This window comes from Paraburkholderia sp. D1E, assembly GCF_052682275.1.
In genome coordinates this window covers 7,528,475-7,543,980 of sequence record NZ_JBQYMB010000001.1, presented here as the reverse complement: position 1 = coordinate 7,543,980, position 15,506 = coordinate 7,528,475, and the positions used below count along the sequence as shown (strand labels likewise).

Genomic DNA, 15,506 nt, shown 5'->3' with positions numbered 1-15,506 from the left:
TATTCATGCGACACCTAACGATATGAACAACGCTTCGTTGGCCGCTCCGAACCGCGACGCTAACATGGCCGGCCATACTCCTGAAACAAGGCTTCCGGGACTTCTCCGATGCCATTGCCGATTCTGACTGCCGCCTCCGTATCGAAGTCTTTCGGGCCAACTACGGCGCTGGCGAAACTCGACCTGTCGATTCACCCAGGCGAGGTTGTCGCGCTGATGGGGGCGAGCTTGTCCGCTCCGGAAGCCGAGCGCCTGTTCGCGTTACTCGATCAATTGCGCGGCGAGGGCGTGGCGATTCCCCTCGTGTCGCATCGCATGGGCGATTTACGCCGGATTGCAGATCGGGTGTCGATTTTAAGGGGAACCGCTCATGGCGGATAACTCAGAGAAAAACGGGCGGCCTCCCGTGACGGCGGCGGACGGCGGGGTGCGGCACGACGCCGACGTGCTGGTGATCGGCGGCGGTCCGGCCGGGGCGTGGGCGGCGATTAGCGCCGCTGCCAACGGCGCCCGCGTGATATTGGCAGACAAAGGCTTCTGCGGGACTTCCGGCGCGACTGCGCCTGCCGGCACTGCGGTGTGGCACGTGCCGCGCGATGCGGAAGCGCGGCGTCTCGCGAAAGCGAGCCGTTTCAAGTTGGGCGGCGAGCTTGCCGATCAGACCTGGATGGATCGCGTGCTCGAACAGACGTGGATCAATGCGCAGCAACTGGCCGAGTGGGGCTACCCATTTCCGGTTGATGAATCCGGCGAAGAGCGGCGCACATCGTTGCAAGGCCCCGACTATATGAGGCTGATGCGCAAACGCGTCAAGGAAGCCCATGTGCGCATCCTCGACCACAGTCCGGCGCTCGAATTGCTAGTGGATGAGCAGGGCGCGGTGGCCGGGGCCGCGGGCGTCGATCGTCAGGCGGATGACACATGGATCGTGCGCTCGGGCGCGGTGGTCATCGCGACCGGCGGCTGTGCGTTTCTCAGCAACGCGCTCGGCTGCAACGTCCTGACCGGTGACGGCCAGTTGATGGCCGCCGAAGCGGGGGCTGCGCTTTCAGGTATGGAGTTCTCGAACGCCTATGGCCTGGGTCCAGCGTTTTCATCGGTGACGAAATCGCTGTTCTATAAATGGGCGACGTTCTATTACCGTGACGGATCGGTGATTCCCGGCGCAGGCTCGGCGCATGGCCGCGGGGTGATCGCGCAAACCTTGCAGACCCAGCCCGTGTTTGCGTGCCTCGATCGTGCCGACGAGCAGATTCGCGCACGGATGCGCACTGCGCAGCCGAACTTCTTCTTGCCGTTCGACCGGCTCGGGATCGATCCATTCACGCAACATTTCCCGGTCACCCTGCGTCTCGAAGGAACCGTGCGGGGAACCGGCGGCCTGCATCTGGTCGACCCGACCTGCGCCACCTCGGTCGAGGGATTGTATGCAGCGGGCGATGCGGCGACGCGTGAACTGATCTGCGGCGGCTTTACCGGAGGCGGTAGCCATAACGCGGCGTGGGCGATGTCGTCGGGATTCTGGGCCGGTGCGGGCGCCTCGGATTACGCGCGTTCACGAGGCCCCGCGGCGCGCCAGGGCAGAGTGGTGCGTACGGGAGGAGCAGGGCTTCGAGACGGCGGCGGCAAGGCGCCTTACGACAGCGGCGAAGTAATTCGTGGCGTGCAGCAGGAGGTGTTCCCTACGCAGCGTAACTGGACTCGCCAGGGTGCGTTACTCGATGACTCGCTTTCCCGGCTCGACGCACTGTGGCAGCGTGTGCGCCGTGCGGCTCCGGCGCAGAGCGCGTTGGATGCCGTGCGCGCGCGTGAAGCAGCGGCCATGCTCGCCACCTCGCGTTGGATGTATCGCAGCGCGCAGCAACGTACCGAGACGCGCGGTATGCATCGGCGGCTCGAGCATGCCGCACTTGATCCATCGCAGGGACACCGCCTGTTGAGCGGAGGCCTGGACGAAGTATGGATCGAGAGCTTGGCGGTGCCTCGGGCTGCCGCGGATACGGAAGGAGTGACGGCATGATCGAGATCGTCGACGCTGCGCGCTGCACGGGCTGCAACATCTGCGTGCGGGCCTGCCCGACCAACGTGTTCGACGTGGTGCGCGACGGCCCACCGCGCATCGCGCGTCAAGGCGACTGTCAGACTTGCTTCATGTGCGAACTGTATTGCCCCGAAGACGCGCTCTTCGTTGCACCGCAAGTCGAACCTGCGTCGCTCGCCGCCGGATCAGATGAACCTGTCCTGGGAAACTACCGGCTCGCGATCGGCTGGGGACGTGAAAGACAGTCAACCGCGAGCCAGGATGCGAGCTACGAGTTGCTGATTCGCTCGCATTGAGACACATGAGCGCGGTGGGATGGGTACGTGCAGTTCTGTGTGCCCCGTATGTGTCCCGTTAGCGCCCGCCGGCATGCTGTAAAAAGCACGCTGGCGGGCATGACCTGCTATGGTGCCGACGCTCAGAAATCCAGTCCCGGTCCACCTGCGCCCGGGCCACCAGGCTGACCTGCCGCCGGCGCATCCTTCGGTGCTTCATGCACGGTGGCGTCGGTGGTCAGCAGCAGACCCGCAATCGACGCCGCGTTTTGCAGCGCTGTACGCGTGACCTTGGTCGGATCGAGTACGCCCGATTCGACGAGATCGCCATATTCGCCGGTCTGCGCGTTGTAACCGAAGTTGCCCGTGCCTTCAGCCACTTTCGCGACCACCACGCTAGCCTCTTCACCGGCATTCGTCACGATCTGACGCAGCGGCTCTTCAAGCGCGCGCAGCACGATCTTGATGCCCGCGTCCTGGTCGGCGTTCAAACCTTTGAGTCCGCTGATGGCCTGCTTCACGCGAATCAACGCGACGCCACCGCCCGGCACGATCCCTTCTTCGACTGCGGCGCGCGTGGCATGCAACGCGTCGTCGACGCGGTCTTTCTTTTCCTTGACCTCGATCTCGGTTGCACCGCCGACCTTGATGACAGCGACACCACCCGCCAGCTTCGCCACTCGTTCCTGCAGTTTTTCGCGGTCGTAGTCGGAGCTTGCTTCCTCGATCTGGGTGCGGATCTGTTTCACACGCGCTTCGATGGTCTTGCTGTCGCCCGCGCCGTCGATGAGCGTGGTGTTCTCTTTGCCCACCTCGATGCGCTTGGCCTGACCGAGTTCCGCGAGCGTCGCCTTTTCGAGCGACAGTCCGGTCTCCTCAGCGATCACCTGGCCGCCTGTCAGAATCGCGATGTCTTCGAGCAGCGCTTTGCGGCGGTCGCCGAAACCTGGCGCCTTGACCGCGACGGTCTTCAGAATGCCACGAATGTTGTTGACTACGAGCGTAGCCAGCGCTTCGCCTTCCACGTCTTCCGCGATGATCAGAAGCGGCCGGCCGGCTTTCGCGACCTGCTCCAGAATCGGCAGCAGATCACGGATGTTCGACACCTTCTTGTCGTGCAGCAGCACGAACGGGTTGTCGAGCACGGCAACCTGCTTGTCCTGATCGTTGATGAAATACGGCGATAGATAGCCACGGTCGAACTGCAGGCCTTCCACCACGTCGAGTTCATCGTCGAGCGACTTGCCGTCTTCAACGGTGATGACGCCTTCCTTGCCGACCCGATCGATCGCTTCGGCAATGCGCTGACCGATAGACTCCTCGCCGTTGGCCGAAATCGTTGCGACCTGGGCGATTTCCTTGCTGGTCGTGGTCGGCTTGCTGATCTTCTTCAACTCGTCGATGGCGGCCACCACGGCTTTATCGATGCCGCGCTTCAGGTCTAGCGGATTGAGACCCGCCGCGACGTATTTCTGACCTTCACGCACGATGGCTTGCGCGAGCACCGTCGCGGTGGTGGTGCCGTCACCGGCGGCGTCGCTGGTGCGCGACGCGACTTCCTTCACCAGTTGCGCGCCGATGTTCTGCACGCGGTCCGACAATTCGATTTCCTTGGCGACCGAGACGCCGTCTTTCGTCACCACCGGCGAGCCGAAGCTGCGCTCCAGAACCACGTTACGTCCCTTCGGACCGAGCGTGACCTTGACCGCGTTGGCCAGGATGTTGACGCCTTCGACCAGTTTCGAGCGGGCGACGTCGCTAAAAATGATTTCTTTTGCTGCCATGTTGTAACGCTCCGTTCGTTATTGAGTGACGACTGCGACGACATCTTCCTCGCGCAGTACGAGCAATTCGTTGCCGTCGACTTTGACCGACTGACCGGCGTACTTGCCGAACAGAACACGCTCGCCGACTTTCAGGTCGGGCTCGATACGTTTGCCGTCGTTATCGCGCTTGCCCGGTCCAATGGCGATGACTTCGCCCTGGTCGGGTTTTTCCGCGGCGCTCTCAGGAATGACAATGCCTGAAGCAGTTTTGGTTTCCTGGTCGAGACGCTTGACGATCAAGCGGTCATGCAAGGGACGTAGGCTCATGGTTCGACTTCCGCAGTTGAAATTTGGCACTCGTCGTTGGTGAGTGCTGACCGGAATCGAGTATAGAAATATGCCGGGCGACGCTCCAATAACGGATTCATCGATCCTTATCGGCAAATGGCATTTCAGAAACGCGCATATCCATAGCTTGAATCGCTGGTTTTACGCTGCGTGCCGCATCCCTATACTGGCCTGTCGCATCGGCACGTCCCATGCGGACGCTGTTCGTTCTCCCAAGGCACATTAGCCGGATCAAGCCTGATCCGTGCGCTTTTACAAACAAGGAATGAAGGCATGCAGGTCTCTCAGGAAGGCGCAGCGCATGCGCGGCTTCACGCGGCACTGACCGGGTTGCCGGCACTCGCTAAAGCGATCGGCGAAGATGCCGCGCAACGTGAAGTGCGGCGCGAGTTGCCGTTCGACCGCTTCGCGTTGTTTCGCGAATCGGGGCTGGGCGTGGCTCGTTTTCCGGTCGAATGGGGTGGCCTCGGTGGTTCGCTAGAAGATCTTTTTCATGTGATAGCCACGCTGGCCGCGCATGAATCGAATGTCGCGCATGCATTGCGGATTCATTTCGATCTGACCGAGCAATTGCTGTTGTCACCGCGTTCCGCTTTCAACGATACGCAGATCGAACGGGTACGGGCAGGGGCAATCTTCGGTGGGGCGTCGACGGAACTCGGCACGTCCAGGCCCGGTGAAATCGTCACTAAACTGGTGCGCGACGGTGAGCACTTTCGCGTAACGGGCAAGAAATACTATTCGACCGGCACGGCGTTCTCCGACTATGCGCGTATCAACGTGCAGGATGAAAACGACGAGAAGGTGTCGATCGTGATTCCGGTGTCCCGCGAAGGTCTGCAGGTACTCGACGACTGGGATGGGATGGGGCAACGCATGACGGCGAGTGGCAGCCTGGTACTCGACAACGTACAGGTCCTCTCGGATGAAATTGCCACGCGTGGCTATACGAGTCTCGCAGGCCGGCACGGCAGCGCATTGCGGCAGTTGCATCTGGTGACGGTTGCGGCAGGTATCGTGCGTAACATTCTTGCGGATGCGCGACGCTACGTGACGCAATACGGGCGCCCGGTGCTCATAGCCCGGCCCCTTCGGCACGCGAGGACGGTTTCGTGCAGCAGGTGGTCGGCGATCTCGCGGCGCACAGCCTGTCGATCGACGCGCTGGTGAATCAGAACGCACGCACTCTGGACCGTTCGGCCAATGCAATCCGCAGCGGCGCGGCCAATGCGGAGCAGTTGGTGCTGGAAGGCTCGCTGGCTACCGCCAAAACTCAACTGGTGGTCAGCAAGCTGGCGCTCCATGCGGGCGAGCGCCTGTTTGAAATCGGCGGCGCGTCGGCCACTGGGCGAGCTGACAATTTCGACCGTCACTGGCGCAATCTGCGCACGATTTTCAGCCACAATCCATTGCTGCACAAAGCACGCGTGATCGGCGACTACGAGTTGAACGGTGTGACCACGCATCTCACCGAAGGGCGCGTTTTCTGAGTATCTGGAAAGGCGCCACGGTTTCCCCCAAAGTGTCTTGACGAAGTGACCGCCTGGCGGGTGCCTACTGATTCTGACGCGCATCGTCTTGCGCGGTTCAGAAACAACGGGCACCTGGGACGGACAAGGGGACGGGCTTATCGCCGCGAGTCTGTGCCTGCGACGGCAGGCCTGACAGCGCGATGATGAGCGTGACGGCCAATCCGGGTGCGCCGCTGAAGAGGCGCTTGCGGTGGCGGCGCAACGCCGCCTGCGATGTGACATGTGTCATCAGTAACCAGTCGTCAGTACCGCAAGCCTGCTTCGCGCAGTAACGGCAGGACGCGCTCGCCGAAGAAATCCAGGTCGGGCTGGAAATCGAAGAAACTCAGCTGCACGCCGTCGACACCGGCCTGATGCAGCCGCACGATGTAATCCGCGATCTGCTGCGGCGAGCCGACGATCGAGATGTTGCCCCCCACCGCGCGCGCCGCGGCCTGATTGCGCTGTTCGGCATTGCCGCGCCATGCATGAGCGTCGCTATCGAAACGATGGAAACCGGCTTCGTCGCCATGCGCCACGATGGCGTCGTGATAGGCGTGTGCCTCGGCGGCTGTCTCGCGGCAGATCACCATCGGATTGATCAGCGTACGGATTGCACGCCCGTGCTTCGCTGCTGCGGCCTTCACGCGTGCAGTGTGCGCGGGCAATGCGGTCAGTGCGGCCTCGATCTCGGAGCCGGCGGGACTCGTGATGAATACGATGTCGGAGTAGCGGGCCGCGAAGTCGATGCCGGCGTCGGAGCCGGTCGCATTCACGAGCAACGGACGCCCATAGCGTGGCTTGGGCGTTACAAACGCCTTGTCCAGCTTCCACGTCGAAAGCTCGGGTGCAAAGCTGAAGTTGTCCGGTTGCGCCCATAGTTGCTGTACGGCATCGAGAAATTCAGCGGCAAGTTCGTAGCGCCGGTCATGTTCGATACGGTGCCAGCCGAACATCTCATGCTCGATCGCGCGATGACCGGTGACAACGTTGATGCCCCAGCGGCCCTTCGAGATGTGATCCAGCGTGGCGGTGAATTTGGCGAAATGAAGCGGATGCCAGGGGCCGTACAGAACGTGACTGGTCGCTACCAGAATGATGCGTTCAGTGCGCGCGGTCATCGCGGCGAGCGACATGAAGGAGTCGAGCGCTTCGCCATTGAACACGCCGCCGTAGCCGCCTTTCGGCAACCATTGCGACAAGGCGAACACGAGATCGAAACCGAATGCCTCGGCTTTCTGCACCAGCGCGAGGTTGTAGTCGAATGACCAGTCCGTGGTGCGTGGCAGCGTCGACGCGCTCCAGCCGCCCGCCTGAATCGGCAGAAACAGTCCGAGCAGCAGGGGCTGTTCCAATGCGCGCGATACCGGGCTATCCGCGAACGCAGTGGGCGAGCGGACCGGAACGAAGGGGGAAGCGTCACGCGGAGCTTCGGCAGAAATCGTCGAGGCGGGCGAGGGCGCAGCCAGAGTTGAGTGAGTCACAGTGAGTATCCGAGTCGATCGGTATGAATGGTTGTGTGTTCGATGCAGACGCCTGAAATTTTCCGGCGCGCGGGTCTGCGCTGCAGCGCAGTTCCCAGTTCTCAGTTCAACGCGACTGCCGCCGCGGCGCTCACCGGCGAGCCCTCGATTGCCACTGATTGCACTCCGTCCGGGCCGACGGGCACGTCGCCGACAAGCGTCGTGCGATACAGTTGCCGGTCGAAGTCGAGATCGAAAATATCCGTGGGTGCGAGGTGAGCCGTCGCGCGGTTGTCCCAGAAGGCAATGCTGCCGGCCTCCCATTTGAAGCGCACGGTGAACTCCGGTCGCGTGACATGTTCCCAGAGCAGTTCGAGCAGCGCCTGGCTTTCGCGCGGCGTGACGCCGACGATCGACTTCAGGAAACTCGGGCTCACATAGAGTGCACGCTCGCCCGTTTCCGGATGAACTCTCACGAGTGGGTGTTCGGTGACGAGAATGCGTTGTTCGACGGCCTTGGCAAACGCTTGCGTTCCACTCGCACCCGCTGGCGGCGTAAAGCGATGAAGTCCCCGCAGACCGTCGACGAACGCGCGCAACGGTGCGGAAAGCTTCTGATAAGCGGTCACCAGGTCGGTCCACTGCGTATCGCCGCCGTAAGGCGGAATCGTCACGCCGCGCAGGATCGACGCCCAGGGCGGATTAACCGCGGCCGTCACATCGGTGTGCCAGCCGGTCCAGGGCCGCAGCAGCGGCTGTCCCTCGAAACGTGTCGCCTTGCGGTACTTCGAGATCGAATAGACCTCCGGATAGCCGTCGACATGGCCGAACACAGGATGCCCCAAGGTCAGCTCACCGAACTGTGCCGAGAATGCGACGTGCTGTTCGTGCGTCAGGAATTGCTCGCGGAAAAACACGACACGCCATTTCAGAAGCGCCGAACGAATGTCCGCGATCTGGCGCGCGTCCAGTTTCTGCGTGAGATCCACACCATGAATTTCAGCGCCGATGTGCGCGGAAAGCGGGTTGATCTGAATCGACTGTAGTTCCTGCAATGCGGCTGCGCTCATGGGGGTTCCTTGGGAAGAAAATGCTTCGGGTCAGTAACCCGCTACTGCGGATACCTGTTTTGTCTCGGCGGTATATCGGTTTGCGGGTCGTGGGAGTCCGAGATTTTCACGTAGCGTGCGTCCCTCGTATTCGGTGCGAAACAGTCCACGCCGTTGCAGCTCCGGTACCACCAGATCGGCGAATTCGGTCAACCCGCCCGGCAACCATGGCGACATGATGTTGAAGCCATCTGCGCCTTCCTCTTCAAACCACTGCTGTAGTTGGTCCGCGATGCTGTGCGGTGTGCCGACCACCTGCTGATGGCCGCGAGCGCCGGCAATGCGCAGATACAGATCGCGGATCGTCAGGTTTTCGCGCCGCGCGAGATCGAATAGCAGGCGTTGACGGCTCTTGCCGCCGTTGGTCTCCGGCAATTCGGGCAATGGCCCGTCGACGGGGTATTGAGACAGGTCCACGCCGCCCGACATGTTCGATAGCAGCGACAGACCCACGGTCGGATGAATCAGGTCCTGCAGCACGGCGAACTTTGCTTCAGCCTCTTCCTGCGTGCGGCCGACAATCGGGAAAATGCCTGGCATGATCTTCAGATGATCCGGCGCGCGCCCGTATTTCGCGAGGCGTCCTTTGACGTCGCGATAGAACGACTGCGCTTCGTCGAGCGTTTGATGCGCGACAAAGATCACCTCTGCGGTTTGCGCCGCGAGTTCACGTCCCGCTTCCGACGCGCCGGCCTGTACGACGACCGGCCATCCCTGCGGCGAACGCGCGACGTTCAACGGTCCGTGCACCTTGAAGTGCTTGCCGGTGTGGCCCAACACGTGCAGCTTGTCCGGGTCGAAATAGACGCCACTTTCCTTGTCGCGGATAAACGCGTCGTCTTCCCAGCTATCCCACAGGCCTGCCACCACGTCGTAGAACTCGCGCGCGCGCTCGTAGCGGATCGCGTGATCCGGGTGCCGGTCGAAGCTGAAATTGAGCGCCTCGGACTCGGTGCTCGACGTGACGAGATTCCAGCCCGAGCGTCCACCGCTCAGATGATCGAGCGACGCGAACTTGCGCGCCAGGTTGTACGGTTCGTTGAACGTCGTGGAGACGGTCGCGATCAGGCCGACGTGTTTCGTCACGACCGACAGCGCCGACAGCAGCGTCAACGGCTCGAAATGATCGGCGCGCGCGGTGCGCGATAGCGATGGCAGATTGCTGTCGCGCACGCTCACGCTGTCGGCAAAAAACACTGCGTCGAATTTGGCGCGTTCGGCGATCTGCGCAAGTTCAGCGTAGTGCGCGAAGTCGAGTCCGCCGCTCGCGTGCGCATCCGGATGCCGCCATGCGGCGATATGATGGCCTGTCTCCATCAGGAACGCGCCCAGTCTGATCTGCCGCTTCTGCCGGTTTTCACTGCTCATCGTGCGCTCCGTAAATGTTTTGTGTGTTGGCGGGAAGCCGTGCGCATCACCATGCGAGCCGCCATTCGGTGATCGGCGGACTAGCCACTGGGATGCGCGTACCACCGTCGGGCGTATCGTCTCCGTGAGGTTCGCGGCGCTCGCCATCCTGCTCCGCGAAATCGGCCAGCACCTCGTCGCGCAAACGGATGAAACGGGGATCGTTACGTTCGCGTGGGCGCGGCAAAGCGACGTCGACGATCCGTTTGATGCGTCCCGGGCGCGGCGCCATCGTGACAACCCGATCGCCGAGATAGAGTGCTTCGTCGACGTCGTGCGTCACGAGAATCATCGTGATGCGTTCGCGTTCCCAGATGCGTTGCAATTCGTTTTGCAAGCGGCCGCGTGTGAGCGCGTCCAGCGCGCCGAACGGTTCGTCGAGCAGGAGTACGCGTGGACGGTTCACGAGACCGCGTGCAATCGCGACACGTTGCGCCATGCCGCCCGACAGTTGATGCGGATACGCATGTTCAAAGCCGTTCAGGCCGACGAGCGCGATATGTTGCGCAACGGCGTCACGTTTTTCGAGCGCTGAGAGTGGAGCATTACGCAACGCAGCGAGAATGTTTTGCGACGCCGTGAGCCACGGGAACAGCCGGTGGTCCTGAAACACGATTCCACGTTCGAGCGAGGTATCGCGTACCTTGTTGCCGGCGACGACGATCTCACCGGTGTAGTCGGTATCGAGTCCCGCGATCAATCGCAGCAGTGTCGATTTACCGCAGCCGCTCGAACCGAGCACACTGACGAATTCGCCGGGACGCACGCGCAGGCTGATGTCGTCGAGCACCGCGAGTGGCGTGCCGTCCTGCTGTGCATAGCGCTTGCTGACACGGAGAATGTCGATGCTTTCGGAAAGCGTGGAAGATGTCATGTGCGGTCCTGTCCTTTTCGTTCGTGTCCGGTGCGTATTCAGTGCATGTTTATCGTGCGGCGGCAGGGGAACGGCGTGCAAAAACCGCACGCTCCACGGCGCGTGCCAACGCGTTCAGCGCCCAGCCGGTCAGACCGACCACGATCACGCCGAACAGCACCAGATCCATGCGGAACTGCTCGCTGCCGTCGATCAGCGTGTTACCGATGCCGCTGCCGGCCACCAGCAGATATTCGGCACCGAGTGTGGCGAGCCACGAATAGATCAGCGCGAGGTAGATACCGGTGAAAATCGACGGCAACGCGGCCGGCAGAATGGCGGCGCTGATGAGTTGCCATCGCGTGTAACGGAAGGCGCGCGCGACTTCGATATAGGCGCGCGGCACCGCGTGGATGCCGTCGCACGTGTGAGCGGCGACCGGCAGCAACGCGGCGAGCGACAGGAATACGACTTTTGCCGCATCGCCAAGACCGAACCACACCGAGATCAAGGGGATCCATGCGAACAGCGAAATCTGCTTGAAGGTGTCGAAGCTCGGACCAATCATGCGTGTGGCGAGCCGCGAGAAACCCAGCACACTGCCGAGCAGCAGGCCACCCAGCGTGCCGATCACAAAACCGCTCGCTTCACGCGCGAGCGACGCGGAAAGGGCCTTGAAAAGCGCGCCGCTGACAATCTGTTGCCACGCCGTGGTGAGCACTTGTGCGGGACTCACCAGCAAACCGCGTTTGACGACATGCGCCTCCGAGACGGCCCACCAGATCGCAATCGCGATGAGCGGCAATACGGCGCCGCGCCAGTCGACGCGCGTGAGCAGCGGCCGGCGCGGTTGCGCCGCGCGGCGGAAGGCGGCGGGCACGTTGCAATCGCAGGACGTGTCGGCGGGCGGCTTCGACTGGTGGAAGGAGAAGAGACTCATCGTAGATTCCTCATGTGCGGCGTAGCAGTGGGCGCGGTCACTCGCGAAACGCCGAGGGCTGTCCGCGCCGCAAGCGCGCTTCGAGTGCGTCCAGCGAACGGTTCACCGCGTAACCAATGGCTCCTACCACGACCACCGACGCCATCACCAGGTCGAGCTGAAACAGTTGGCGGCCGTAGACGATCAGATAGCCGAGCCCTTCGGACGACGCCACCAGTTCGACGACCACCAGTGCGAGCCAGGCTTTGGTGAATGCGAGCCGTACGCCGGTGGCGAGCGTCGGCACGGCAGCGGGCAGAACGAGATAGACGATCCGTTGCAAGCCGTTGTATTGGAATACGCGCGCGACCTCATCGAGCGTGGCAGGTGTCTGCCGGAATCCTTGCAGCGTGCTCAAGGTCACCGGAACAAGCGCGGCATGCGCGATCAGAATGTATTTGAGCGGCTCCCCAACGCCGACGAGCAACAAGAGAAACGGAAGCCAGCCGAGTACCGGAATCTGCACGAGCGCTTTGAAGCTCGGCAATACATAGGCTTCAAACGTGCGTGACAGGCCGAGCGCCGCGCCGAGCACGAAGCCGAGTAGCGTGCCGGCACCGAAGCCGAGCAGAACGCGTTGCAGACTGATCAGCGTGTTGCTCACGAGATCGCCGCTCTTCGCCAGTTCGATGAAGGTGTCGAACACGCGCTCGGGCGGCGGCAGAATTTGCGGCGCGATCCAGCCGCGCTCGCAACCCGTCATCCATAAGAGGAGCAGTACGGCCGGCAATACCCATGGCGCGAGCTGCCAGGCGAGTGCGTGCAGCCGAGGATTGCGATGCAGCGGCGCCTCAGGCACCTCGGGCGCGGTGGCGTGGCCGAGCTGTTCGCTCTCGACCGGAAATGCGGTTTCGCTCATCGTGATTGCTCCGGTTTTAGCTGAGCGGCTTGCCGGCGGCGTCGTAGCGCGTCCAGTAATGGTCGAGTTTTTGTGTGCGTAGCGCGTTGTCGAGATATTTCGTCTCGAACCAGTTATCGACCTCGACGGGCTGACGGATCAGTTTGAGTTTCAGCGCATCCGCCGCGACGGCCTTGTAGCGCGCGACGATGAACGGGTCGATCAACGGCGAATTGCGGTCTTTCAGGCTTTGATTCGCAAACTCGGCCTGCCACGAGGAATAGGACACACCGCTTTGGGCCCACAGCTTGAAGAGCGCGTCGCGGTTCGTCTCATCGGACGACCATTGCGCACCTTTGACGAGCACGTTGACGACGCGTTGCACGATATCCGGATGCGCGCGATCGAAGTCGTCGAGTACTAACAGATGCGCCTGACGTGTGAATTGCGGGCCGTCGTTCTGCGATTCGTAGACGATTTTCGCGAGACCCTGGTCGCGCAGTTTGTACAGGTGGTAATCGTTGACCGATGCATCAATCCCTTTGGACGCCAGCGCGGCAAGCGAGCTCGCGGAGTCGAGATTGATCACGCGCAGATCCCGCTCGTCGAGTTGATTGGCGGCGAGCGCATTGTCGGTGACGAGTTGCAGATTGGTGCCGCGAAAGATCGACACGCGCCGGCCCTTCAGGTCTTTGATCGAACGAATGTCCGAATCTGCAGGAACGGCGATCTTGACGCCGGCGCGGACACCCGAGGCGAGCAGCAGGCGCGTTTTCAGGCCGTTGGCGCGCCCGAGCACGGCGGGCAGATCGCCCTGATAGGCGAAGTCGAGCGACTTGTCGGCGATTGCTTCGTTGACTGCGGGGCCGGCGCCTTTGAAGAACAGCCATTCGACCTTGATACCGTCGGCGGCGAATTCTTTTTCGAGCGACTGCTGCAATTGCACGGTTGCTGCAGGTGATCCGCCAAAGGTGGGAGGATCGCCCGTACCTTGCTGCGCAACACCGATGCGTATCACTGCCGGTTTGTCGGCGTAGGCGTGAGCCGCAGCGAGCGACAGGGTCGCCACGGCGACGAAAGATTTCAGCAAACGGAAATAGCGCATGCGGCAAGTCCAATCGAGGGGAGGGAACGAGGTGCAAATGCTCGGATGAGCCGATAGCTGGCACTACACGTTAGATTCGCGTGCGTTCGAATCCAACCAATCATTGCTGATAAGAAAATCTGCGGGAGTTCGAACCTGCCATCTGGCTGGCTATGAGGGCGCAATCGCGACACCCTGGAAAAACAAATAAGCAAAGCGAAATTTGTTGGTTTGGGTAAGCCGGTGGCACCGGGATACTTGATTGTCCGATGGCCGTGCCATCCGATTTCGACGTATACGCCTGCTTACCAATATCCTGGCTGACCCCGACACCATGACGCAATCCATCCACCCCGATCAACATGCGCTAGATACATTACGGCTGATCGGTCCGTCGCCCGAGAACTGGGTTCCGCCGCACGATGGCATCGACCATAACGTCGTGATTGTCGGTGGTGGGCAAACCGGCACGGCGTTCGCGTTCGCTCTGAGACGCGCGGGGATCGGTCAGGTTAGTGTGATCGACGCCGCATCCGACGAAGGCCAATCGGGTGTCTGGTTGAATCGCGCCCGCATGAATAAATTGCGTACACCGAAGTCGTTGGCTGGTCCGGAGGCGGGCTTGCCCGGACTGAGCTTTCAGGCGTGGTATGAGGCGCGCTTCGGTGCCGCGTCGTACGCGGAGATCGACCGGATTCCTCGCACGCGCTGGGCAGAATACCTCGCGTGGTACCGGCATTTCCTCGAGATTCCGATTCGCTACGGCACCCGTCTCGCACGGATCGAGCCCGTGGGTGAGCATTTTCGTTTGCATCTGGAAGTACGCGACGGCGCGACGGTTCGGAACGTCGTGGAGACGGCACGCAAGATCGTCCTCGGCAATGGTGTGGCGGGCAATGGCGGACCGAACATTCCCGCCGTGCTGAAAAACCTTCCGCCGACGCTTCTTGCCCACACCTCCGAGGCAATCGACTTCGCGGCACTGAGCGGCAAATCCGTGGCGGTGATCGGCAGCGCGGCATCGGCATTCGATGCGGCGGCCACGGCCCTCGAAGCCGGAGCAAGGCAGGTGAATCTGTTCGCACGACGTGAACGGATTGCTTCCGTGCCGGTGACCCGAACACGCGCCTATCCCGGTGCGTACGACAACTATTTTCAATTGCCCGACGAGATTCGCTGGTCGCAGGCGCGACGCTTCCGCCGCGCCGGTTCGACGCCGCCGCTCGATGCCGTGGAGCGCGTCACACGTTTTCCGAACTTTCATCTGCATCCCGGCGCGTCGTGGACACATGCCAGCGTCAGGGACGAGCACGTCGAGACCGACGTGGCGGGTGAGTCGTTTGCATTCGATTTCGTGATTGCCGGCACGGGCTACGTCGTCGATCCCGCGCTGCGGCCGGAACTGGCGCAGATCGCCGGGCATATTCGCCTGTGGCGTGATCAATACGTGCCCGCCGCAAGCGATAGCGACGACGCGCTTGGCGCGCATCCGTATCTCGGCGCCGGGCTCGAATACCTCGAGAAGGTGGAGGGCGACGCGCCTTACCTGAAGCATATCCACGTCTATAACCCTGCGGCCTTCGTCAGTTTCGGTCTGCCGGTCGGCGACGTGCCGAGCATGAAGCGCGACATTCCCGCAGTGGTGCAGCGAATCAGCCGCGATCTGTTCCTCGCCGATCTGGACGCGCATGAAACACGTATTCATGGCGACATCGCCGCCGATTTCGACGAATCGGTCTACACACACAGCGTCTGGCAGCGCGACAAGGTCGACGTCGCATGAAATGGGCTTCAGGCAAGCCGTCACGCTAAGTCAACAAGGCAGGAGGCAG

Annotated in this window: 12 protein-coding genes and 2 pseudogenes; 5 read left to right on the top strand and 9 right to left on the bottom strand. The window is 62.0% G+C overall.

From position 1 onward, the window contains the following. Positions 1-222: 222 nt before the first annotated feature. From ACUN0E_RS33865 to ACUN0E_RS33855, 3 genes and pseudogenes are all read left to right on the top strand, one after another. Positions 223-360 (top strand): annotated as a pseudogene (locus ACUN0E_RS33865) (ATP-binding cassette domain-containing protein); the annotation flags it as partial. Between the two features lie 10 nt (positions 361-370). Continuing rightward, positions 371-2,020 carry an FAD-dependent oxidoreductase gene (locus ACUN0E_RS33860; protein WP_445569345.1) on the top strand — a complete coding sequence of 550 codons (1,650 nt, stop codon included), beginning with the start codon at positions 371-373 and terminating at the stop codon, positions 2,018-2,020. Continuing rightward, entirely contained in the window at positions 2,017-2,337 is a 321-nt protein-coding gene (locus ACUN0E_RS33855; protein ID WP_445569344.1) for a 4Fe-4S binding protein, read from the top strand. The genes ACUN0E_RS33860 and ACUN0E_RS33855 overlap by 4 nt, the downstream gene beginning before the upstream one ends. A gap of 122 nt (positions 2,338-2,459) precedes the next feature. Here the strand turns inward: ACUN0E_RS33855 and groL are convergent, their stop codons facing one another. Then, positions 2,460-4,100, bottom strand: a complete 1,641-nt coding sequence (gene groL / locus ACUN0E_RS33850; RefSeq protein WP_445569343.1) for a chaperonin GroEL — start codon at positions 4,098-4,100, stop codon at positions 2,460-2,462. 18 nt (positions 4,101-4,118) lie between these two features. Further along, positions 4,119-4,409 carry a co-chaperone GroES gene (locus ACUN0E_RS33845; protein ID WP_408232924.1) on the bottom strand — a complete coding sequence of 97 codons (291 nt, stop codon included), beginning with the start codon at positions 4,407-4,409 and terminating at the stop codon, positions 4,119-4,121. A gap of 294 nt (positions 4,410-4,703) precedes the next feature. On the opposite strand from ACUN0E_RS33845, the pseudogene ACUN0E_RS33840 reads away from it, so the two are divergent. Then, positions 4,704-5,920 (top strand): annotated as a pseudogene (locus ACUN0E_RS33840) (acyl-CoA dehydrogenase family protein). A 284-nt stretch (positions 5,921-6,204) separates the two neighbouring features. Here ACUN0E_RS33840 and ACUN0E_RS33835 read toward each other — a convergent pair. From ACUN0E_RS33835 to ACUN0E_RS33805, 7 genes are all read right to left on the bottom strand, one after another. Further along, positions 6,205-7,425: an LLM class flavin-dependent oxidoreductase gene (locus ACUN0E_RS33835; protein ID WP_408232894.1), complete on the bottom strand. Its 1,221-nt coding sequence runs from the start codon at positions 7,423-7,425 to the stop codon at positions 6,205-6,207. Positions 7,426-7,526: 101 nt separating this feature from the next. Further along, positions 7,527-8,474 carry a TauD/TfdA dioxygenase family protein gene (locus ACUN0E_RS33830; protein WP_445569342.1) on the bottom strand — a complete coding sequence of 316 codons (948 nt, stop codon included), beginning with the start codon at positions 8,472-8,474 and terminating at the stop codon, positions 7,527-7,529. A gap of 30 nt (positions 8,475-8,504) precedes the next feature. After that, entirely contained in the window at positions 8,505-9,881 is a 1,377-nt protein-coding gene (locus ACUN0E_RS33825; protein ID WP_445569341.1) for an LLM class flavin-dependent oxidoreductase, read from the bottom strand. 46 nt (positions 9,882-9,927) lie between these two features. Continuing rightward, positions 9,928-10,794: an ABC transporter ATP-binding protein gene (locus ACUN0E_RS33820; protein ID WP_445569340.1), complete on the bottom strand. Its 867-nt coding sequence runs from the start codon at positions 10,792-10,794 to the stop codon at positions 9,928-9,930. Positions 10,795-10,843: 49 nt separating this feature from the next. Continuing rightward, positions 10,844-11,713: an ABC transporter permease gene (locus ACUN0E_RS33815; protein ID WP_445569339.1), complete on the bottom strand. Its 870-nt coding sequence runs from the start codon at positions 11,711-11,713 to the stop codon at positions 10,844-10,846. A 37-nt stretch (positions 11,714-11,750) separates the two neighbouring features. Next, the gene (locus tag ACUN0E_RS33810; protein ID WP_445569338.1) at positions 11,751-12,611 is read right to left on the bottom strand and encodes an ABC transporter permease; all 861 of its coding nucleotides are present in this window, start codon (positions 12,609-12,611) and stop codon (positions 11,751-11,753) included. A 16-nt stretch (positions 12,612-12,627) separates the two neighbouring features. Beyond that, positions 12,628-13,695: an ABC transporter substrate-binding protein gene (locus ACUN0E_RS33805; RefSeq protein ID WP_445569337.1), complete on the bottom strand. Its 1,068-nt coding sequence runs from the start codon at positions 13,693-13,695 to the stop codon at positions 12,628-12,630. Between the two features lie 313 nt (positions 13,696-14,008). Here ACUN0E_RS33805 and ACUN0E_RS33800 point away from each other — a divergent pair, with 313 nt between their 5' ends. Further along, positions 14,009-15,457 (top strand): SidA/IucD/PvdA family monooxygenase, encoded by a 1,449-nt coding sequence (locus ACUN0E_RS33800; protein WP_445569336.1) that lies wholly within the window; start codon positions 14,009-14,011, stop codon positions 15,455-15,457. Positions 15,458-15,506: the final 49 nt, after the last annotated feature.